This is a genomic window from Bradyrhizobium sp. KBS0727 (assembly GCF_005937885.2).
In the GTDB taxonomy this organism is placed as follows: Bacteria; Pseudomonadota; Alphaproteobacteria; order Rhizobiales; family Xanthobacteraceae; genus Bradyrhizobium.
The window spans coordinates 6,940,136-6,960,094 of the sequence record NZ_CP042176.1; the positions used below are offsets into that span (position 1 = coordinate 6,940,136).

The 19,959-nt window shown below is 63.6% G+C and carries 18 protein-coding genes and 1 tRNA gene; 13 read left to right on the forward strand and 6 right to left on the reverse strand.

Annotated elements, in window-relative coordinates:
* Nucleotides 1–108: 108 nt before the first annotated feature.
* Nucleotides 109–927, forward strand: a complete 819-nt coding sequence (locus FFI89_RS32485; RefSeq protein ID WP_138831536.1) for a pentapeptide repeat-containing protein — start codon at nucleotides 109–111, stop codon at nucleotides 925–927.
* A 477-nt stretch (nucleotides 928–1,404) separates the two neighbouring features.
* Here the strand turns inward: FFI89_RS32485 and FFI89_RS32490 are convergent, their stop codons facing one another.
* The 3 genes from FFI89_RS32490 to FFI89_RS32500 form a co-directional block, all read right to left on the reverse strand.
* Complete coding sequence (locus FFI89_RS32490; protein WP_138831537.1) at nucleotides 1,405–2,367, reverse strand: alpha/beta fold hydrolase; 963 nt, start codon at nucleotides 2,365–2,367, stop codon at nucleotides 1,405–1,407.
* A gap of 1,020 nt (nucleotides 2,368–3,387) precedes the next feature.
* Nucleotides 3,388–3,464 (reverse strand) — tRNA-Arg (locus FFI89_RS32495).
* A gap of 282 nt (nucleotides 3,465–3,746) precedes the next feature.
* Nucleotides 3,747–5,198, reverse strand: a complete 1,452-nt coding sequence (locus FFI89_RS32500) for a sensor histidine kinase (protein ID WP_138835913.1) — start codon at nucleotides 5,196–5,198, stop codon at nucleotides 3,747–3,749.
* Nucleotides 5,199–5,654: 456 nt separating this feature from the next.
* Between FFI89_RS32500 and rpmH the strand changes: the two genes are divergently transcribed.
* From rpmH to dapE, 10 genes are all read left to right on the forward strand, one after another.
* Nucleotides 5,655–5,789: a 50S ribosomal protein L34 gene (gene rpmH, locus FFI89_RS32505; RefSeq protein ID WP_006609582.1), complete on the forward strand. Its 135-nt coding sequence runs from the start codon at nucleotides 5,655–5,657 to the stop codon at nucleotides 5,787–5,789.
* Between the two features lie 24 nt (nucleotides 5,790–5,813).
* Nucleotides 5,814–6,176 (forward strand): ribonuclease P protein component, encoded by a 363-nt coding sequence (gene rnpA / locus FFI89_RS32510; RefSeq protein WP_138831538.1) that lies wholly within the window; start codon nucleotides 5,814–5,816, stop codon nucleotides 6,174–6,176.
* Nucleotides 6,177–6,195: 19 nt separating this feature from the next.
* Nucleotides 6,196–8,052: a membrane protein insertase YidC gene (yidC, locus tag FFI89_RS32515; protein ID WP_138831539.1), complete on the forward strand. Its 1,857-nt coding sequence runs from the start codon at nucleotides 6,196–6,198 to the stop codon at nucleotides 8,050–8,052.
* Between the two features lie 168 nt (nucleotides 8,053–8,220).
* Nucleotides 8,221–8,871, forward strand: a complete 651-nt coding sequence (gene yihA, locus FFI89_RS32520) for a ribosome biogenesis GTP-binding protein YihA/YsxC (protein WP_138831540.1) — start codon at nucleotides 8,221–8,223, stop codon at nucleotides 8,869–8,871.
* Nucleotides 8,871–9,242 (forward strand): DUF423 domain-containing protein, encoded by a 372-nt coding sequence (locus FFI89_RS32525; RefSeq protein ID WP_138831541.1) that lies wholly within the window; start codon nucleotides 8,871–8,873, stop codon nucleotides 9,240–9,242. The genes yihA and FFI89_RS32525 overlap by 1 nt, the downstream gene beginning before the upstream one ends.
* Before the next feature lie 125 nt (nucleotides 9,243–9,367).
* The gene (gene argB / locus FFI89_RS32530; protein ID WP_138831542.1) at nucleotides 9,368–10,264 is read left to right on the forward strand and encodes an acetylglutamate kinase; all 897 of its coding nucleotides are present in this window, start codon (nucleotides 9,368–9,370) and stop codon (nucleotides 10,262–10,264) included.
* A 203-nt stretch (nucleotides 10,265–10,467) separates the two neighbouring features.
* Entirely contained in the window at nucleotides 10,468–11,454 is a 987-nt protein-coding gene (locus FFI89_RS32535) for a DUF1036 domain-containing protein (RefSeq protein WP_168213205.1), read from the forward strand.
* Between the two features lie 136 nt (nucleotides 11,455–11,590).
* On the forward strand, nucleotides 11,591–12,286 hold the full coding sequence (locus FFI89_RS32540) for a pyrimidine 5'-nucleotidase (protein WP_138831544.1): 696 nt from the start codon (nucleotides 11,591–11,593) through the stop codon (nucleotides 12,284–12,286).
* Between the two features lie 211 nt (nucleotides 12,287–12,497).
* Nucleotides 12,498–13,343: a 2,3,4,5-tetrahydropyridine-2,6-dicarboxylate N-succinyltransferase gene (gene dapD, locus FFI89_RS32545; RefSeq protein WP_138831545.1), complete on the forward strand. Its 846-nt coding sequence runs from the start codon at nucleotides 12,498–12,500 to the stop codon at nucleotides 13,341–13,343.
* Between the two features lie 109 nt (nucleotides 13,344–13,452).
* Nucleotides 13,453–14,619, forward strand: a complete 1,167-nt coding sequence (gene dapE / locus FFI89_RS32550) for a succinyl-diaminopimelate desuccinylase (protein ID WP_138831546.1) — start codon at nucleotides 13,453–13,455, stop codon at nucleotides 14,617–14,619.
* Between the two features lie 108 nt (nucleotides 14,620–14,727).
* Here the strand turns inward: dapE and truA are convergent, their stop codons facing one another.
* The 3 genes from truA to def all read right to left on the reverse strand — a co-directional run bounded on the left by truA (nucleotide 14,728) and on the right by def (nucleotide 17,056).
* Nucleotides 14,728–15,465, reverse strand: a complete 738-nt coding sequence (gene truA, locus FFI89_RS32555) for a tRNA pseudouridine(38-40) synthase TruA (RefSeq protein ID WP_138831547.1) — start codon at nucleotides 15,463–15,465, stop codon at nucleotides 14,728–14,730.
* Nucleotides 15,465–16,397, reverse strand: a complete 933-nt coding sequence (gene fmt, locus FFI89_RS32560) for a methionyl-tRNA formyltransferase (protein WP_138831548.1) — start codon at nucleotides 16,395–16,397, stop codon at nucleotides 15,465–15,467. The genes truA and fmt overlap by 1 nt, the downstream gene beginning before the upstream one ends.
* A gap of 131 nt (nucleotides 16,398–16,528) precedes the next feature.
* Nucleotides 16,529–17,056, reverse strand: a complete 528-nt coding sequence (def, locus tag FFI89_RS32565) for a peptide deformylase (protein WP_138831549.1) — start codon at nucleotides 17,054–17,056, stop codon at nucleotides 16,529–16,531.
* Nucleotides 17,057–17,226: 170 nt separating this feature from the next.
* On the opposite strand from def, the gene FFI89_RS32570 reads away from it, so the two are divergent.
* Nucleotides 17,227–18,435, forward strand: coding sequence for a DNA recombination protein RmuC (locus tag FFI89_RS32570; RefSeq protein ID WP_138831550.1), 1,209 nt, complete (start codon nucleotides 17,227–17,229; stop codon nucleotides 18,433–18,435).
* Between the two features lie 168 nt (nucleotides 18,436–18,603).
* A complete protein-coding gene (locus FFI89_RS32575; RefSeq protein ID WP_138831551.1) occupies nucleotides 18,604–19,953 on the forward strand; it encodes an MFS transporter in 1,350 nt (449 codons plus the stop codon).
* Nucleotides 19,954–19,959: the final 6 nt, after the last annotated feature.

Genomic DNA, 19,959 nt, shown 5'->3' on the forward strand with positions numbered 1-19,959 from the left:
ATACTCTGGCATAAGCCGGAGGCGCACCTCGACCAGCTAACCTGACGGTGCGACCACCCGAAGAATGCGTCAGGCAATACCGGGTTACCGGAGAGCGGAGAGACAGCGATGCTGTTTCGTCTCGCATTTGCTCTTGTGTCGGTGATGGCGCTGCTAGTTGATCCGATTGACGCCGTGTCGCAGGACATGCTGCGCAGCGTCGACCTCAACAGTCCCGAAATGACGGCGTCGGAGATGACGCGCGCCGAGGTCGAGGCGCTTCTCAAGGCGGCGCGTCAAGATCCCTCGGACCGACACACCGCAGATTTGGAGGGAAAGCGACTGTCCCACCTCGATCTCTCGGGCCTCGACTTCTCCGGCGGCAATCTTCATCTCATAAAGCTCAACCTGACCAGCCTGAAAGGCGCGCGCTTCGATCGGGCCATCCTGAACCAGGCCTGGCTAATCGACGCAGATTTGACGGAGGCATCCCTCGTAAAGGCGTCGCTGCTCGGCACGCAGATGCAACGCGCCAGGCTTGGCGGCGCCGATTTGAGCGGCGCTCGCATAACCGCCGATCTTTCCGGTGCCAGCCTGATCGGGGCCAAGCTTGCGGGCGCCGATTTGAGCGCTGATATGCGCAACCAATCGATGGGCCTGATGCGTGGCGTGCTCAAATCCGCCGATCTCCGGAATGCTGATCTAAGCGGCGCCAATCTCTCGCACGCCGATCTCGAATTTGCGCAGCTGCAGAACGCCAATTTGACGAATTGCAACCTCAGCAAAGCCGACCTTGCGGGAGCCGACTTATCCGACGCCAATGTCGCCGGCGCCGATTTCACCGAGACCGACCTTGCATCGGCCCTCTTGCCGAGCGCGGCCGCGCTGGCCGAGGCCCGCAATCTGGACAAGGCCCGGAACTTGAACCTGGCGCGGCGCCCAGATTAGGGATCGCTTGGTGCCGGAAGCCAAGCGGAGATGGTTGTCCGGATGGACACGACCAGCCCGCCGTCTCCCGATTGCAGTGTGGCAAACCCGACCGATCACAAACACTTTTGCGATGGGCCCAAGCAACAGGCGATCAGTTCGGACGCGGAGCTTTCGGCGGCATAATGTGCAATTTGCAAGCAGCCGGCCACGATATCGTACAAAATCGCAAACTGGCGCACCACGGCCGATGACGATGGGCACTACTCCCTCGCGATTCCCCTATGATGCCGAAGCCCGCGATACGCTACAATCGGCAAGTCTACGATGCTCTGCCACCTAGCACTACGCATCGTGGATCCCCCGATGTTGCGGGGTGCTCCGCTTACCCCTCAATAGCGGTAATCTCGATCAGCCTCCCAGATAGACGCGAAGGGCCAATGCACAAAACGCGACGTTGCGTTGCTTTCCGCGTCTACGCAAGTCCCCGTTCGCGATCTATAACTGTTTCAGGAATTCCAAGAGCGCATTGCTTACGTCTTTGGCGCGCTCTTGCTGAGTCCAATGACCGCAACCTTTCAAGACTATTGTCTCGCGAAGCAAGGGCACGAACTGTTTCAGGCTAGGGACGAGATGGCTCCAACTCGGCGATCTGTAAACCCCGTCTCGATCGCCAACGACATAGAGTGCCGGGACCTGAACCTTTGCGCCGGACCATGGTGCGAGCAACTCCCAATTGCGATCAATGTTGCGATACCAATTCAAACCTCCTCCAAAGCCGGTGCGCTTGAACTCTTCAACGTAAAATTCGATGTCACTGTCCGTGAGCCACGTTGGCAATGATTGGGTTGTAGGCTTCCCATCAAGCCAACCCCCCTCACTAGGAAGCATCGTGAGCGACGCAGGATCTTCAACCGGCGCATCGCCAGATAGGGCGAACAATGTCGTCTTGATTGCGTTGTGGACGTCTTTTTCGAGTTCTGCCTCGGCAACGCCCGGCGTCTGGAAATACAGTTGATAGAAGCGCTGCTTTTCGGTCCTCGGCATGACGGTGCTTGGTCGGTTGGGACCACGCACCTGAAACGGCACGCTCAAGCCAACGACGGCCCTAAATCGATCCGGTCTGAACAGAGCGCAGCGCCAAGCGACCGGCGCTCCCCAATCATGTCCGACAACGACTGCTTGATCCGTGCCGATCGCGTCGAGCAATCCGACCATGTCTCCGGTCAAATGCAATAGAGTGTATTGATCGATCGCATCAGGTTTGTCCGTCTGCCCGTAACCACGCATGTCGGGCGCGATGGCGCGATATCCGGCGGCGGCGAGCGCTTCCAATTGGTGCCGCCACGAATACCAGCACTCCGGAAAGCCATGGCAGAGAAGCACGGTGGGGCCGCTCCCTGCTTCGGCCAGGTGCATTCGAATGCCATTTGTCTCGATAAATCGATGCGAGATCGTCATTGCCAACCTCCGTAAGATCCAGTCACATTGTGAGCTCCAGCCACAACCGAAGTGGCTCCGCCGACACCCAGTCGAACGGCGGACCGCCAAAACGACATGCTCTACGAATCTATTTTCGAGCCCCGCACCGCGCCTCCGGCAGCATCGGCGCAAGGTCGGCTTCGGGTCAATCGCGTCGATTTTGCGACGTCTGCTTTAGCGTCCGCTATCCACAATACCGGACATTTACGTCCGATTGGGACTGGCCTGCCTGTCGCCTTGCCGCGCCCGAATTGCAAACGACCGGCGCAGCCGCGGCAGCTCCGGCGTTCTGCCCTCGACCGGCTAAGAGACATGAGCTGCACCTGCGGTCGACAAAGACCCGGCATATCAACTGCGCCAAATCCACGCGGAGGCTGCTCGCGTCATGCTTGTCCTGGTTTTTGTCCGATGGCGGTTTGGCGAACGATAGCGCAGGACCGGCGACGCGCGAAACATCGACCGCTTGATAGCAGGATAAAGCACCCAAGGTGCGCCGCGGCCGGTCGTGTGACAGCGCAGAGACTTATCGCAATTTTCCTGGCATCGCCGCACATTGCAAGAATCCGGCTTCTGCTGTGCGCTCAAGAGGTCAGTGCAATGTGTGGCCGAGGCCGATCTAACTTGGCGCTGCTAAGCGCGCTGCTGGACCAGCCGACGCCCGTCAAGGCTCGCGCCTTCCGCGCGCCCGGCTCCGCCGGCTGACGGCCTTGACGGGCCACGCCTGCCCGGGCCTTTGACCGCCACGCGAAACCTATTGATTCGCCCGGCGTTTCAAGCGGCGGTCCAAACCGTCAATTCCGACGGCCACGGGTACTTTGCATGGGGTTGTTTTCGATATTTTGGTCGGAGCCGCGGTGATCCCGCGTGGGACCCGGCCTTGGGGCGCTATTTCGCCAAACGCTTCGTGATGCAGGCGCGCTCACCCGGGATACGACATCTCGACTGCAACAAACTTGCGAAGGATCTGCCTCTTGGAGTGGTCAGTGCTGAACGGAAAACTGGCGCGCCCGAAGAGATTCGAACTCCTGACCCCCAGATTCGTAGTCTGGTGCTCTATCCAGCTGAGCTACGGGCGCGTTTTTCGCCAGGCATTTGGGCCCAAGGCATTTAAACCTGAGGCCCGGATGCATCCGATACAAAGCCCGGAAACCTCGCGAAGAGGGCTCTAGCTACCCGCTCCGGCCTCAATTGGCAAGCGGGGGAAACGCCGTTCGTGGGTCGATAATTGAGGGTCATTCCGGGGCATCGCGAAGCGATGAACCTCAGATGTGCGCGGCACATCGGGGAATCTCGGGCTAATTACCTCTGGATTCCGGGTTCGATGCTGCGCATCGCCACGGAATGACGGGTGCCGCGGCTTACGCCCGCGCCCGCTCGTTGCGGATGCTTTGCAGTTCCACCGGGCGGTCCGGGATCGAAATCCGGAAGGTGGCGCCGATGGTACCCTCGACCAGGTGGATGTCGCCGCCGTGGGCGCGGACCAGTTCGGCGGCGATGGCCAGCCCAAGCCCGCTGCCGCCGGGGCGGCCGGAGGTCTGGAACGCCTCGAACAGATGCTCGCGGGCGCGCGCCGGCACGCCGGGGCCGGTGTCGGAAACCTCGATGATCGCGACCGAGCCTTCGCGGCGGCCGGTGATGCGGATCTGCATCGTCGCCGCATCGCCCTTGGGGCGGTTTTCCAGCGCCTGGGCCGCATTGCGCACCAGGTTGAGCAGCACGCGAAACAACTGGTCCGGATCGGCGTCGATGGCGAGCCCGCGCTCGATCGCGTTGATCCAGCCGATCGACGCGTCGGCGGCAAGGCCGGCGGAATCGCGCACCTCGGCCACGACAGGCTCGACCAGAATCATGCGGCGATCGGGGGCGGCTTCCTGCGCGCGGCCATACGACAGCGTCGACTGGCAAAAATCGATGGCGCGTTCCAGCGAGCGCATCAGTTTCGGCGCGAAGCGTTGCACCCGCGGATCCGGCACGCTGGACAGTTGATCCGACAATAGTTGCGACGACGCCAAAAGGTTGCGCAGATCATGGTTGATCTTGGAGACCGCCAGCCCGAGCGCGGCAAGCCGGCTCTTCTGATGCAGCATCGAGACCAGGTCGCGCTGCATGTCCGACAATTCGCGCTCGGCAACGCCGATTTCGTCGCCGCGCTGGCTGGGCACGATAATTCGCGCCGAGCTCTCCGGGTTTTCGTGGAAACCGACGAGGCTTGCCGTCAGCCGCCGCATCGGCCGCACGAACAGATAATGCAGAGCAAGATATACTAGGCCGGCGGTCAGCATCGCGATCCCGAGCGACACCACCAGCAGGTTGCGCGAAAACCGGTACATCGCCTGCCGCAGCGGCAGCTCGTCGATCACGACCTCGATGAATTGCGCGCCGCCGGGCGCCGGTCCGACCACGCGGATGGTCTGGTTGCCGCGCTCCAGCATGGTCTCGAAGGAATCGACGATCGCCGACCACGCGGTCATGGTCCGCATGTCGATGTCATGGTCGATCGCATCCGGCAGGTCGGCGCTGGCGAGCAGGCGCCGCTGCTGGCCCATCTTGATGGCGACCGCGCGCGCGCCGACGCTGGTCAGGATCTGCCGCGCCAGCGAGTCCGGAACCATGCCCGACGGGGCGGCATCCAGCACCAGCGCTGCGGTATTGGCCGCCGCCAGCCGGTCGTTCAGCCGGTTCATCCGGAAATTCGCGATCGCGGGCACGTAGATCATCAGGCCGGCGATCATGACGAGGGGAATGGTAAGCAGCAGCAGCTTGCCGGACAGGCCAAGGCGCCGCCGCGGCGCGGGCCGTGGTGCTTCCATGGTCGGCTGGTCGTCGATCCCTGACACCTGATATTCGCCCTTGATAACCCTGTTTTTGGGGCCGGACGGCCCCCAAAACCAGGCCCCAAACCGTTCCTGACCCCAAACTAGCTGATTCCGAGGATGCGTTTCGCAACCCCAACCGGTCAAATTACCGATCGCTCATGTTGGCGGGTTCCGAAAGCCCGGTGCGCGCCGCCGTATCACCGTTAAAAACCCCGCGAAAACAGATATATTCGACCTAATTGCGCCATTTCAAAGAACCGCTTTTGCGGCACTGCGTGACATTGACGAAAACGGGACGCTCCCGTATAAGCCGCGCCAACTGTCCGTGATGGCCCGGTTCTCCGGGGGCGGCTCATTTGGGGCCGTAAATGGCCTCGTTTCGGGCCGGCCAGCATCATCGGACTTATCTCAATTCAACAGGCAAATTGCCCGGTCAGCGGAGAACTACCCGTGAAGCGGACTTATCAACCAAGCAAACTGGTGCGCAAGCGCCGTCACGGCTTCCGCGCCCGTCTCGCCACGACCGGCGGCCGCAAGGTTCTCGCCGCGCGCCGTGCACGTGGCCGCAAGCGCCTGAGCGCCTGAGCCGGATCTTCCGGAGATTACAATATGGATCGGCTAAGGCAGCGGGCGGACTTCCTCGCCGTTGCCAATGGCGCGCGGGCGAACGGCGCTGCCTTCGTGCTGCAGGGCCGCGCGCGCGACGATGACGGCCCGGTCCGGATCGGTTTCACCGTTACCAAAAAGAACGGCAACGCGCCCGAGCGCAATCGCATCCGACGCAGGCTTCGCGAACTGGTGAAGCGGCTGGACGTCATATCGATGCGACCGCACCATGATTATGTGCTAGTCGGCCGGCGGGCCGCACTCAGCCGCGATTTCGCTACCATGCTCGACGACCTGCGCTCGGCGCTGCACCGGCTCGACCGGCAACCATCGCGAACCGGCGATGGCAGCCGTAAACCGACTTGAATGACGAGACCTTGAAACGATGACCGACAATCGCAACACCATCCTGGCCGTCATTTTGTCCGGCATCGTGCTGATCGCCTGGCAGTATTTCTACAACGTGCCGCAGATGGAAAAGCAGCGGGCGCAAACCCAGACGCAGGCCGAACTGGCCAAGCCGACGGCACAGACCACGCCCGGCTCGACCACCCCGGGTGTGACACCCTCCGCCAACGCGCCCGCCAATGTCCCGGCGGCAGCAGCCGCCGCCGTCGTCAGCCGCGATACCGCGATTGCCGCCACCCCGCGCGTCAAGATCGAGACCCCGAGCGTGATCGGCAGCATCTCGCTGAAGGGCGCGCGCATCGATGATCTGTCGCTGGTGAAGTTCCGTGAAACCGTCGATCCGGCATCGCCCCCGATCGTGCTGTATTCGCCTTCGAACACCGCAAGCCCCTATTACGCCGAGTTCGGCTGGGTCCCGGCGTCCGGCTCGACCGCGCGGATTCCCGACCAGAACACGGTCTGGCAGCAGGAAGGCACAGGCAGCCTGTCGCCGAGCAATCCGGTGACCCTGAAATATGACAATGGCGACGGCCTCACCTTCCGCCGCACCATTGCGATCGACGACCGCTATCTCTTCACCATCCGCGACGACGTCACCAACGTCGGCACCGCGCCGGTGACGCTGTATCCGTTCGCGCTGATCTCGCGCCACGGCACCCCGCAGGTCTCGGGCTATTACATCCTGCACGAAGGCCTGATCGGCTATCTCGGCGCCGACGGCCTGCAGGAATATGGCTACAAGAAAATCGACGACGCCAAGTCGGTCGCCTTCAACGTCACCGATGCCTGGCTCGGCATGACCGACAAATACTGGGCGTCGGCGCTGTTGCCCGACGCTACCGCCAAGCTGCAGGCGCGCTACTCTTCCAACCTCGTCGGCACCGTCAGGACCTACCAGACCGACTATCTGCAGGAACCGCAGACGGTCGCGATCGGCGGCACCGCCAGCGCCAATGCGCGGCTGTTCGCCGGCGCCAAGGAAGCCAGCGTGGTCGGCATCAACTTCCCGTTCGCCGGCCTCGGCGGCTACAACAAGCAGCTCGGGCTCAACCACTTCGATCTCCTGATCGACTGGGGCTGGTTCTACTTCATCACCAAGCCGATGTTCCTGGCGCTCGACTGGTTCTATCACCTGGTCGGTAACTTCGGCATCGCCATCCTGCTGGTGACCGTGCTGGTGAAGTTGTTGTTCTTCCCGCTCGCCAACAAGTCCTACGCCTCGATGGCGAAGATGAAGTCGGTGCAGCCGCAGCTCGCCGCGCTGAAGGAGCGCTATCCGGACGACCGGCAGAAGCAGCAGCAGGAGATGATGGAGATCTACAAGAAGGAGAAGATCAACCCGATCGCCGGTTGTCTTCCCGTCGCGTTGCAGATCCCGGTGTTCTTCTCGCTCTACAAGGTGCTGTTCGTCACCATCGAAATGCGCCACGCGCCGTTCTACGGCTGGATCAAGGATCTCTCGGCGCCCGATCCGACCAACCTGTTCACGCTGTTCGGCCTGCTCCATTACGATCCGACGCAACTGCCGCTGTTCGGCCATTACCTCGCGCTCGGCATCTGGCCGATCATCATGGGCATCACGATGTGGTTCCAGATGAAGCTGAACCCGACGCCGCCGGATCCGACCCAGCAGATGATCTTCGCCTGGATGCCGCTGATCTTCACCTTCATGCTGGCGGGCTTCCCGGCGGGTCTGGTGATCTACTGGGCCTGGAACAACACGCTGTCGGTGCTGCAGCAGAGCTTCATCATGCGCAAGAACGGCGTGAAGGTGGAGTTGTTCGACAATATCAAGGCGACGTTCGCCTCCAAGAAGGTCGCCGAGAAGACGTGATTCTACCCTCCTCGTCGTTGCGAGGAGCGAAGCGACGAAGCAGTCCATACTGCCGCCGCGGATAGGTGGATTGCTTCGCGGAGCCTGTCAGCGGGCGGGCATTCGCCCTACCCGTTGGCTCGCAATGACGGCTGGGCCGCCTTCGCGCCCCTGATGGAACCCCTTCGCATGAACGCTGAAACTGATGCGAAGCTGATCGAGCAGGGGCGAAAGCTGTTCGCCGGCGAATGGCAGTTCGTCTGGGCCTCGCCCTCGATCGAAACGCTGCCGCCGATGGCCAGCATGGAAGTGGCGTTTGCCGGTCGCTCCAATGTCGGAAAATCCAGCCTCATCAATGCGCTGACCGGCCGCAGCGCGCTGGCGCGTACCTCGCATACGCCGGGCCGCACCCAGGAACTGATCTTCTTCGAAGGCCCCGACAACGCCGGGCTTCGATTGGTCGACATGCCCGGCTATGGCTACGCCTCGGCGCCGAAGACCAAGGTCGCCTCCTGGACCAAGCTGATCCATCAGTTTTTGCTCGGACGCGCCACGCTGGCGCGGGTCTATGTGCTGATCGACGCCCGCCACGGCATCAAGGACGTCGACCAGGACGTGCTGAAGACGCTGGATAAGTCGGCGGTGAGCTATCAGGTGGTGATGACCAAGGCCGACCAGGTCAAGCCGGCCGAGCTGCAGAAGCATATCGAGGAAACCACGGCCGCCCTTGCCAAGCATCCCGCGGCATTTCCCGAAGTACTGGTGACGTCGTCGAAGAACGGTACCGGCATGCCCGAACTGCGCGCCGCGATGGTGCGCCTCCTAGGTGAGCGAAGCTGATGTCCCGCACCTCGCGTATCCTGATCGTTCTCGCCGCCGTCATGGGCACCGATGGTGTCGTGCTGGCGGCCGCGGCCGCGCATGGCACCGAGGCATCGCGGCTGGCATCGGCGTCATCGATGCTGCTGTTTCACGCCACGGCCGTGCTCGGCGCCGTTGCGCTGGCCGACCGCGGCCTGCTTCATGCGCGGCTCGGCATGCTGTCGGCCTTCGGCTTCGTCATTGCGGCCAGCCTGTTCGCCGGCGACCTGACCTTGCGCCAATATGCCGGCCACAGCCTGTTTCCGATGGCAGCCCCGACCGGCGGCACGCTGCTGATCGCAAGCTGGCTCGCGCTGGGCATCGCTGCCGCCTGGCCGCGGCGGGGTTGAGAATTCCGTAGCCCGGATGGAGCGAAGCTCAATCCGGGCTACGAATCCGATGATCCCCCACTTTGCGCCCTGCCCGCCAATCAGATAGAACCCCGCCCGACATCTGGAATGGCGAGACCCGCTTCATGACCGACGTGCCGAATATCAGCCCCCTCGACCAGGCCCGCATCCTGTCGGAAGCGCTGCCGCACATGCAGGAATATGACGAGGAAACCATCGTCATTAAATACGGCGGCCACGCCATGGGTGCGGAAGAAACCGCCAAGGCATTCGCCCGCGACATCGTGCTCTTGGAGCAGACCGCGATCAATCCGGTGGTCGTGCATGGCGGCGGTCCGCAGATCGCGACTATGCTGAAACGGCTCGGGATCACGTCGGAATTCGCAGCTGGCTTGCGTATCACCGATGCCGCCACCATCGAGATCGTCGAGATGGTGCTGGCCGGCTCCGTCAACAAGCAACTGGTCGGCTACATCAACGAAGCCGGCGGCAAGGCGGTCGGCCTCTCGGGCAAGGACGGCAACATGGTGAAGGCGTCGAAGACGACGCGCACCATGGTCGACCCGGATTCCAATATCGAAAAGGCGATCGATCTCGGCTTCGTCGGCGATCCCGACAAGGTCGACCTGACGCTGCTCAACCAGTTGATCGGCTATGAGCTGATTCCGGTGCTGGCGCCGCTGGCGACCTCGCATGACGGCCAGACGCTGAACGTCAACGCCGACACTTTTGCCGGTGCCGTCGCCGGCGCGCTCAAGGCCAAGCGGCTGTTGCTGCTGACCGACGTTCCCGGCGTGCTCGACAAATCCAAGAAGCTGATTCCGGAGATGTCGATCAAGGACGCGCGCAAATTGATCGCCGACGGCACCATTTCCGGCGGCATGATCCCGAAGGTCGAAACTTGCATCTACGCGCTGGAACAGGGCGTGCAGGGCGTCGTCATTATCGACGGCAAGATGCAGCATGCGGTCTTGCTCGAATTGTTCACCAATCAAGGCACCGGCACGCTGATCCACAAGTGATGTCTACAGCGGCAACGCGCATACAGGCCGTCATGGCCGGGCGTAGCCGTCTGAAGGACGGCGTCGCTTCCGCTCGCCTATCCCCGGCCATCCACGTCTTGTTTGCTCGTCACGGGAAGAAAGACGTGGATGCCCGGGTCAAGCCCGGGCATGACGAACGGGGAACGCAGCGACGGCCACGCTCCACGCTAACTCGCATCATCATGGCGCTGCCAGCGGCGGCCATCTCGCTGTTCGTCTCGGCGGCACCTGCCTTTGCCGATCTCAAACTCTGCAACCGCATGAGCTATGTGGTCGAGGCCGCGATCGGCATCGACGACAAATCCGCCACCGCGACGCGCGGCTGGTTTCGTATCGACCCGGCGGCTTGCCGCGTGGTGCTGCAGGGACCGCTGACCGCCGACCGGATCCTGCTGAACGCCCGCGCGCTCGGCGTCTACGGCGCCTCGCCGATCCCGCAGAACGGCGGCGACACGCTGTGCATCGCGCCGGAGAATTTCGTCATCGCCGCGGCCCGCCAGTGCCGCGCCGGGCAGACGCCGGCGCCGTTCACCCAGATCACGCCGACCCCGACCGACGACGGCCATCTGGTCGCCTACCTCGCCGAGGACTCCGAATATGACGACGAGCAGGCGCGGCTGGCCGGCATCCAGCGGCTTCTGGTGATCGCGGGCTACGACGCCGCCCCGATCGACGGCGTCGACGGGCCGAAGACGCAGGCAGCGCTGAGCGCGTTCCTGAAGAGCCGCGGGCTCGCCGCCGACATCGTGCAGTCGCCGAATTTCTTCACCGCCATGATCGACGCGGTGCAGACGCCGTCTTCCACCGGATTGACCTGGTGCAACGACACGCCGCACAAGATCATGGCCGCGGTCGCCACCGACGACGGCAAGGCCATCACCAGCCGTGGCTGGTATCGCATCGATCCCGGCAAGTGCCTGCACCCCGACGTTACCGGCCAGCCCAGGCAGGTATTCAGCTTTGCCGAAGCGGTCGATAGCGAGAACCGCACCATCAGGATCAAGGACCGGCCGCTGAACTGGGGCGGCGGAAAAGAACTCTGCACCCGCGAGAGCAAGTTCGAATTCTCCGAGCAGAGCGACTGCGGCAGCCGCGGCCTCGCCCCGATCGGCTTTGCCCCCGTCGACATGTCAGGCGGCGGCAAGACGCTGCGGTTTGCGCTGCCGTGATGGGCCAACCCGTCACGCACTCTTGTTGTCATCACCCGCGAAAGCGGGTGATCCAGTATTCACTGACGTCAATAATTCACTCGAAGGCCGCGGCGTACTGGATGCCCGCCTTCGCGGGCATGACCGTGAGTGGAATATGATAAAGACCGCCTCGCCCCGCAGCTTCGGCCATGTCGACACCTGGGTGTTCGACCTCGACAACACGCTGTATCCGCACCACGTCAATCTCTGGCAGCAGGTCGATGCCCGGATCGGCGAGTTCATCGGCGCGTATTTGAAAATACCCGCGGACGAAGCCCGCGTGATCCAGAAGGATTATTACAAGCGCTACGGCACCAGCATGCGCGGCATGATGACCGAACACGGCGTGCACGCCGACGACTACCTCGCTTATGTGCACAAGATCGACCACTCGCCGCTGGAGCCGAACCCGGCGATGGGGGCTGCGATCGCAAAACTTCCCGGACGCAAGCTGATCCTGACCAACGGCTCGACCGATCATGCCGGCGCCGTTCTCGACCGGCTCGGCATCGGCCAACATTTCGAGGCGGTGTTCGACATCATCGCCGCCGAACTGGAGCCGAAGCCGGCGCCGCAGACCTACCAGAAGTTTCTGCGCGTCCACGGCGTCAACCCTGCACGATCGGCGATGTTCGAAGACCTCGCCCGCAACCTCGTGGTGCCGCACGAGCTCGGCATGACCACGGTGCTGGTGGTGCCCGACGGCGCCAAGGAAGTGGTGCGCGAGGACTGGGAACTGGAAGGCCGGGATGCGGCCTATGTCGATTACGTCACGGATGACCTGACCGGGTTTTTGGAGAAGCTGGCGTAAGCCTCTCCTCGTTGTCCCTGCCGATTGCGCACGGGGGGCGGGGACCCAGCAATCGCAACTATATCGGTTCAACGGCTGGCGCCGCGGCGTACTGGGTCACCCGCCTTCGCGGGTGACGACAGGAGAGTGAGCCTTGACTCTCCCCCGCCAAATCCCGAAAAAGCCTCCCGGCTTCGCCCAAATACCCCACTATCCCCTCGAGGAAATCCCGATGTCCCTGTCCGCGCTTGAATCCACCGTCAACACCGCGTTCGATGCCCGCGACGGCATTTCGACCGCGACCAAGGGTGAAGTTCGCGACGCCGTGGATCATTCGCTTGAGCTGCTCGACAAGGGCGAGGTCCGCGTCGCCGAGCGCGAGGCCAGCGGCAAGTGGAAGGTCAATCAGTGGCTGAAGAAGGCGGTGCTGCTGTCGTTCCGCCTCAACGACATGAGCCCGATTCCCGGCGGCCCCGGCAAGGCGTCGTGGTGGGACAAGGTGCCCTCGAAGTTCGAGGGCTGGGGCGAGAACCGTTTTCGCGATGCCGGCTTTCGTGCCGTGCCCGGCGCGATCGTGCGCCGCTCGGCCTTCATTGCCAAGAACGTCGTCCTGATGCCGTCGTTCGTCAACCTCGGCGCCTATGTCGATGAGAGCACCATGATCGACACCTGGTCGACGGTCGGCTCCTGCGCGCAGATCGGCAAGCGCGTGCACATTTCCGGCGGCGTCGGCATCGGCGGCGTGCTGGAGCCGCTGCAGGCCGAACCCGTGATCGTCGAGGACGACTGCTTCATCGGCGCGCGCAGCGAAGTTGCCGAAGGCGTGATCGTGCGCAAGGGCGCGGTGCTGGCGATGGGCGTGTTCCTCGGCGCCTCCACCAAGATCGTGGACCGCGACACCGGCGAAACCTTCATCGGCGAAGTGCCGGAATATGCCGTGGTGGTACCCGGCGTGCTGCCGGCCCGTCCACTGAAGAACGGCCAGCCCGGCCCCGCCACCGCCTGCGCCGTCATCGTCAAGCGCGTCGACGAGCGGACCCGCGCCAAGACCAGCATTAACGAGCTGCTGCGGGACTAGAATTGAGGCTTTTTAGGCTACCGAAAACCGGTTCGGGACCAGCAGAGCGAGATCGAAATGGTCCCGCGCAAGGCTGGCCCGCCGCCAGTTTGGCATGTTAAGCCGGGCTATGAATGATGCTGTTTCCATTACGCGCGACCTCGTCCGCTGCCCGTCCGTCACCCCCGCCGATGCCGGCGCGCTGGGTGTCCTTGAAAACCTGCTGAAGGCCGCCGGCTTCGAGCTGCACCGCGTCACCTTCAGCGAGCCCGGCACCGAGGATGTCGACAACCTCTATGCCCGCCTCGGCAACTCGGCGCCGCACATCACCTTTGCCGGGCATACCGACGTGGTACCGGTCGGCGACGAGGCGGCGTGGAGCCAAGGCGCGTTCTCCGGCGAGGTCATGGACGGCTTCCTCTACGGCCGCGGCGCCGTGGACATGAAGGGCGGCATCGCCTGTAGCGTCGCCGCGGTGCTGCAATATCTCGCCGACAACGGCGGCAAGCCACGAAAAGACGGTCGAGGCTCGATCTCGTTCCTGATCACCGGCGATGAGGAAGCCATCTCGGTCAACGGCACCGTCAAGCTGTTGAAGTGGGTGGCCGAGCGCGGCGAGACATTCGATCATTGCGTACTCGGCGAACCCTCTAACGTGGAAGTGCTCGGCGACTGCATCAAGATCGGCCGCCGCGGCTCGCTGTCCGGCACGCTCTATGTCGATGGCGTACAGGGCCACGTCGCCTATCCGCATCGCGCCGCCAACCCGGTGCCGGATATTTCGCGGCTGATCGTGGCGATCTCCGACGAGCCGCTCGATCACGGCAGCGCCCAGTTCCAGGCCTCGAACCTCGAATTCACCTCGGTCGACGTCGGCAACACCGCTGGCAATGTGATCCCGGCGCAGGCGCGCGCGAAGTTCAACATCCGCTTCAACGACAACCACACCCAGGACAGCTTGCGCGCCCTGGTCGAGGAGCGGCTGGCGAAAGCCTGCGGCAACCGCATCCGCGCCCACATCAAGTGGGAGTATTCCAACTCCAACGTGTTCGTGACCAAGCCCGGCGCCTTCACCGACCTCGCGGTCAGTGCGATCGAAGAGGTCACCGGCCGCAAGCCGGAACTGAGCACCAGCGGCGGCACCTCGGATGCGCGCTTCATTGCGAGCTATTGCCCGGTGATCGAATTCGGCCTGGTCGGCCAGACCATGCACCAGGTCGACGAGCGCACCCCGGTGTCCGACCTGGAAAAACTGACGCGGATTTATCGCGGCGTACTGGACCGGTATTTCGGTTGATCTGTCATCGTCCGCGAAGGCGGACGATCCAGTACACCGTGATGTCTCGGTCGGTCACTGAAGCCGCTGCGTACTGGATACCTCGCCTTCGCGGGGTATGACGGCCGCTCAATAATCCACTTTCACCAGATACAGCCCCTCCGGCGGAGCGACGATGCCGCAGGCGGCGCGGTTGCGGGCGGCCAGTGCGGCGGTGAGATCATCCGCGCTCCAGCGGCCTTCGCCGACCCAGACCAGCGAGCCCACCATCGAGCGCACCTGGCTATGCAGGTACGAGCGCGCCGAGGTGACGATGCTTACCGCGTTGCCGTCCCTGATGACGTCGAGCTGGTCGAGCGTCTTGTCCGGCGACTTCGCCTGGCATTCGGTGTCGCGAAACGTCGTGAAATCGTGTTTGCCCACCAGCCGCTGCGCGGCGACATGCATCGCGTCCGTATCAAGGTGACGCGGCACCCGCCAGCTGCGCCCGATATCAACAGCAAGATTGGCGCGGTGATTGGTGATGCGATAGCGGTAGTGCCGCTTGATGGCGGAGAAACGCGCTTCGAAATCATCGGGCACGATATCGGCTGCGAGCACGCCGATCGGATGCGGACGCAGATGCGCGTTCAGCCCGTCGCGCAGCCGGCCTGGTGGAAACGGTTTCTGGATATCGCAATGCGCGACCTGCCCCAGTGCATGGACGCCGGCATCGGTGCGGCCGGCGCCATGGACGCGAACCTGCTCGCCGCAGATGGCTTTCACCGCAGTCTCCAGCGCGCCCTGCACCGTCGGTGCGTTGTCCTGAATCTGCCAGCCGGAAAACGGCGTGCCGTCATATTCGATGGTGAGTTTGTAGCGGGGCATCAGGAAAGCCGCGCCGGCGGCATCAGCGGGGTGCCACGCAGGAAATCCGCTGACTTCATCGGCGCCTTGCCGGCCCGCTGCAGTTCCAGAATCCGGATCGCGCCATCCGCGCAGGCAATCGTCAGGCGATCGTCGAGCACATCGCCCGGCGCCCCGGCGCCCTTGGCCGGTTCGCAACGCAGGATTTTCAGGCGGGCCGGCTCACTATCCGTTGCGAGTTCACACCATGCACCCGGAAACGGCGACAGCCCGTGAATATGCCGCAGCACCTGATGCGCGGGCCGGTTCCAGTCGATGCGCGCCTCGGCCTTGTCGATCTTGGCGGCGTAGGTCACGCCCTGCTCACTCTGCTTGGCTAGCTGCAATCCGCCGCGCGCCAGCCCGCCCATCGCGCGCACCATCAGGTCGGCGCCGAGCGGCGCCAGCGCGTCGTGCAGGTCGGACGCCGTCATCGTGTCGGTAATCCTGAGCCGCTCCGCCATCGCGACGTCGCCGGTGTCGAGGCCGGCATCCATCTTCATCACCATCACGCCAGACTCGACATCGCCGGCCATGATGGCGCGGTTGATCGGGGCTGCCCCCCGCCAGCGCGGCAGCAGCGAGCCGTGCAGGTTGAAGCAGCCGAGCGGCGGAGCGTCCAGAATGGCCTGCGGCAGGATCATGCCATAGGCGACGACGACGGCAGCATCGGCATCGTGGCTGCGGAATTCGTCGAGCGCTTCCGCTGTCTTCAACGTCTTCGGCGTCAGCACGGGAATGTTGAGCCGCCGCGCCTCCTGCTCGACCGGGGTCGGCTGCAGCTTCATGCCGCGTCCCGCCGGCTTCGGCGCGCGGGTGTAGACCGCCACGACCTCATGGCCATGGGCCACCAGCTCCAGCAACGTCGGCACCGCGAAATCGGGCGTGCCCATGAAGATCAGGCGGAGTGGCATGACGTCGACATATCCCGGAGAGGATTCAGTTTAATCGTGATGGCCGGGCTTGTCCCGGCCATCCACGTCTTTGACACGGCAAGAAAGGAAGGCGTGGATGCCCGGGACGTGCCCGGGCATGACAGCGAGGCCTACTCCACCGCGCGCTTCGCGGCCTTGGTGAACTTCTTCAGCACGCGGTCGCGTTTCAGCTTCGACAGATAATCCACGAACAGCACGCCGTTGAGATGGTCGATCTCGTGCTGGATGCAGGTGGCAAACAGGCCGTCGGCGTCTTCCTCGTGCACCTTGCCGTCGAGGTCGGTGAAGCGAACGCGCACCTGCGCCGGGCGCTCGACTTCCTCGTAATATTCGGGGATCGAGAGGCAGCCTTCCTCGTAAACCGACAGCTCTTCCGAGGACGAGATGATTTCCGGATTGACGAAAACCCGCGGACGCGGCGTGGTCTCGCCGTCCTCGTCGCGCTTGGCGAGGTCCATGGTGATCAACCGCAGCGGTTGCGCGACCTGGATCGCGGCTAACCCGATGCCGGGCGCGTCGTACATGGTCTCCAACATGTCGTCGGCAAGCTTGCGGATCTCCGTCGTCACCTTCTCGACGGGTCTGGAGACGAGCCGCAACTGCTTGTCGGGCAGGATGATGATTTCTCTGAGTGCCATGTCGCGCGATTTAAGCCGCCGGTTTGCCGGGGTCAATGCGGCGAGGAAGCCATTAACCCGGCCTTAACCATGATTTTTGAGATTTTGTTAACCACGAAAATCAACCGGCTATTAACCATAAATGTTCCCTCTTCGTTCGCTCCGGCGCCCGAATCGGCTACAAGGCGTGCATGAACGAGATCCTTTTTACGGTCGGCGACCTGCCGATTCGCCCTGGCGAAGCCCTGATCGGCTTCGGCGCGCTGGCGCTGGTGCTGCTGCTGGTGATCGCCATCGTCATTGCCCGCTCGGGCCGCCGCGGCGCGGAACTGGCGATGGCGCAGGCGATCCGTGCCGACGAACTGGAAGAGCGCCTCAGCGAGATGTTGCAGGCGCAGAACCAGTCCACCGGCCGCGTCGATGCCATGGCGCAGGCGCTGGCCGGCCGCCAGGCCGAAATGGCGCGGGCGGTCAACGAGCGGCTGGATTCGGTGACCCACCGCGTCGGCCAGTCGATGGAGCAGACCACCCGCAACACGATGGATAGCCTCCGCGTGCTGCACGAGCGGCTCGGCATCATCGACAACGCGCACAAAAATCTCACCGACCTGACCTCGCAGGTGACGACGCTACGCGACGTGCTCGCCAACAAGCAGTCGCGCGGCGCCTTCGGCCAGGCGCGGATGGAGGCGATCGTCCAGGACGGCATGCCGATGGGCTCCTACGAGTTCCAGCACACGCTCTCGTCCGGCAAGCGGCCGGATTGCGTGGTGTTCCTGCCCGACCAGCGGCCGCTGTGCATCGACGCCAAGTTTCCGCTGGAGGCCGTTACCGCGCTGCATGACGCCCGCACCGACGACGAGAAGAAATTCGCAAGCCAGCGGCTGCGCAACGACGTCATGAAGCATGTCAGCGACATCGCCGAAAAATACCTGATCACCGGCGAGACCCAGGATACCGCGCTGATGTTCGTGCCGTCGGAATCGGTCTATGCCGAAATTCATGACGGTTTCGACGACGTGATCCAGAAGGCCTACCGCGCCCGCGTCGTGCTGGTGTCGCCTTCGCTTCTGATGCTGGCGATCCAGGTGATGCAGCAGATCCTCAAAGACGCGCGGATGCGCGACGCCGCCGACCAGATCCGTACCGAAGTGCTCAACCTCGGCGACGACCTCGGCCGCCTGCGGGATCGCGTGCTGAAGCTGCAGAAGCATTTCGGCGACGTCAACGAGGACGTCCGGCAAATCCTGATCTCCGCCGACAAGATCGAAAAGCGCGCCGGCCGGATCGAGGAACTCGATTTCAGCAAGCCCGACGTCCCGGCCGAACTGCCGCGCGCGGTCAAGCCGGCCGCACCGGAACTGTTCCCGCTGCCGCGCAAGCTGCAGGCGGGGGAGTAGAGCGTAGGGTATATTTGAGTTTTGCTAACGCATATTAGACTGTCATCGCCGGCTTGCCGCCTCCGCTAAAGCTGCGGCGAGCCAGCATAGGGAAGCCCCGGCGAAGCCTTGGCGTAGTCGGGACCGGGCGATGACAGTTTTCTTCGCCGAATCTGCTAACACCCTTCCATGAGCACACCTGAAACCACACCTCAGCCCGCCACCTCCTGGCGCGACGGCCTTGCGGTCTATCTGCAGCCTCGCGTCCTGATCGTGCTGCTGCTCGGCTTTTCCTCCGGGCTACCGCTGGCCCTTTCGGGGTCGACGCTTCTGGTGTGGATGCGCGAGTCCGGCGTCGATCTCGGCACCATCGGGCTGTTTGCGCTGGTGGGAACACCCTACACGCTGAAATTCCTGTGGGCGCCGCTGGTCGATGCGCTGCATGTGCCGTTGTTCACGCGCGCCTTTGGCCGCCGGCGCGGCTGGCTGCTGTTTTCGCAACTGCTGCTGATCGTCGCAATCCTGCTGCTGGCGCTGACGGACCCTGCGCGCTCGCCGCTGTTCGTCGCGCTCGGTGCATTTTTGGTCGCGACTATGTCCTCGACGCAGGACATCGTGGTCGATGCGTTTCGCGTCGAGAGCCTGCCGGAGAGCGAGCAAGCCGCCGGCATGGCGTCCTATGTCGCGGCCTATCGCATTGGCATGCTGGTCTCGACCGCGGGCGCGCTGTTCATCGTGTCCGGGTTTGAAAGCACGGGGATCGCGCGCAGCAATGCCTGGATGTGGGGCTATGTGGTGATGGCGGCGCTGGTGCTGATCGGCACCGTCACCGCGCTGGCCGCGACCGAGCCGGAACAATCCGCACGCGCGGAAGCCGCCACCCGCACCGAGACCGCGTTGGCGCGCGTATTGAAGGCCGCGGTCGGCGCCTTCTCCGAATTCCTGACCCGGCGCGACGCGCTGGCAGCACTTGCTTTCGTGGTGCTGTTCAAATTCACCGACGCGTTTTCCGGCTCCATGACCGCGCCGTTCGTGATCGATCTCGGTTTTACCCGCAACGACTACGCTGCCATCGTCAAGGGCGTCGGGCTGGCCGCGACCCTGATCGGCGGCTTTGCCGGCGGCTTCGTGGCGCGGCGCTATTCGCTGGCGGCCAGTCTGTGGATCGGCGGCGTGCTGCAGGCCGTCGCCAACCTGTCGTTCTCGTGGCTGGCGCTGGCAGGCGTCAATCAATGGGCGCTGGCGTTCGCGATCACGGCGGAGAATTTCACCAGCGCCATCGGCACCGTGATCTTCGTCGCCTACCTGTCGGCGCTGTGCCGCAATCCCCTGCACACCGCGACCCAGTATGCGCTGTTGACCGCGCTGGCCGCCGTGGGACGAACCTATCTGTCGTCGGGCGCCGGCTATGTGGCGAAGGCTGTGGGGTGGCCGCTGTTCTTTGCGATCTGCGTCGTGGTCGCAGTCCCCAGCCTGATCCTGCTGGCCTGGCTGCAGCGGCGCGGCCATTTTGCGTCGCTGGGACCGGTGAAGGTTTAGCGCCTC

Excerpts from the sequence above, each read along its gene's own strand:
- FFI89_RS32490 (WP_138831537.1), bottom strand. The coding sequence starts at position 2,367 with ATGACGATCTCGCATCGATTTATCGAGACAAATGGCATTCGAATGCAC.
- def (WP_138831549.1), bottom strand. The coding sequence starts at position 17,056 with ATGGCACTCAGAGAAATCATCATCCTGCCCGACAAGCAGTTGCGGCTC.
- fmt (WP_138831548.1), bottom strand. The coding sequence starts at position 16,397 with ATGCCACTCCGCCTGATCTTCATGGGCACGCCCGATTTCGCGGTGCCG.
- FFI89_RS32535 (WP_168213205.1), top strand. The coding sequence starts at position 10,468 with ATGGCGCTGCCAGCGGCGGCCATCTCGCTGTTCGTCTCGGCGGCACCT.
- dapD (WP_138831545.1), top strand. The coding sequence starts at position 12,498 with ATGTCCCTGTCCGCGCTTGAATCCACCGTCAACACCGCGTTCGATGCC.
- yihA (WP_138831540.1), top strand. The coding sequence starts at position 8,221 with ATGAACGCTGAAACTGATGCGAAGCTGATCGAGCAGGGGCGAAAGCTG.
- truA (WP_138831547.1), bottom strand. The coding sequence starts at position 15,465 with ATGCCCCGCTACAAACTCACCATCGAATATGACGGCACGCCGTTTTCC.
- FFI89_RS32570 (WP_138831550.1), top strand. The coding sequence starts at position 17,227 with ATGAACGAGATCCTTTTTACGGTCGGCGACCTGCCGATTCGCCCTGGC.
- yidC (WP_138831539.1), top strand. The coding sequence starts at position 6,196 with ATGACCGACAATCGCAACACCATCCTGGCCGTCATTTTGTCCGGCATC.
- dapE (WP_138831546.1), top strand. The coding sequence starts at position 13,453 with ATGAATGATGCTGTTTCCATTACGCGCGACCTCGTCCGCTGCCCGTCC.
- FFI89_RS32540 (WP_138831544.1), top strand. The coding sequence starts at position 11,591 with ATGATAAAGACCGCCTCGCCCCGCAGCTTCGGCCATGTCGACACCTGG.
- FFI89_RS32575 (WP_138831551.1), top strand. The coding sequence starts at position 18,604 with ATGAGCACACCTGAAACCACACCTCAGCCCGCCACCTCCTGGCGCGAC.
- argB (WP_138831542.1), top strand. The coding sequence starts at position 9,368 with ATGACCGACGTGCCGAATATCAGCCCCCTCGACCAGGCCCGCATCCTG.
- rnpA (WP_138831538.1), top strand. The coding sequence starts at position 5,814 with ATGGATCGGCTAAGGCAGCGGGCGGACTTCCTCGCCGTTGCCAATGGC.
- FFI89_RS32525 (WP_138831541.1), top strand. The coding sequence starts at position 8,871 with ATGTCCCGCACCTCGCGTATCCTGATCGTTCTCGCCGCCGTCATGGGC.
- FFI89_RS32500 (WP_138835913.1), bottom strand. The coding sequence starts at position 5,198 with ATGGAAGCACCACGGCCCGCGCCGCGGCGGCGCCTTGGCCTGTCCGGC.
- FFI89_RS32485 (WP_138831536.1), top strand. The coding sequence starts at position 109 with ATGCTGTTTCGTCTCGCATTTGCTCTTGTGTCGGTGATGGCGCTGCTA.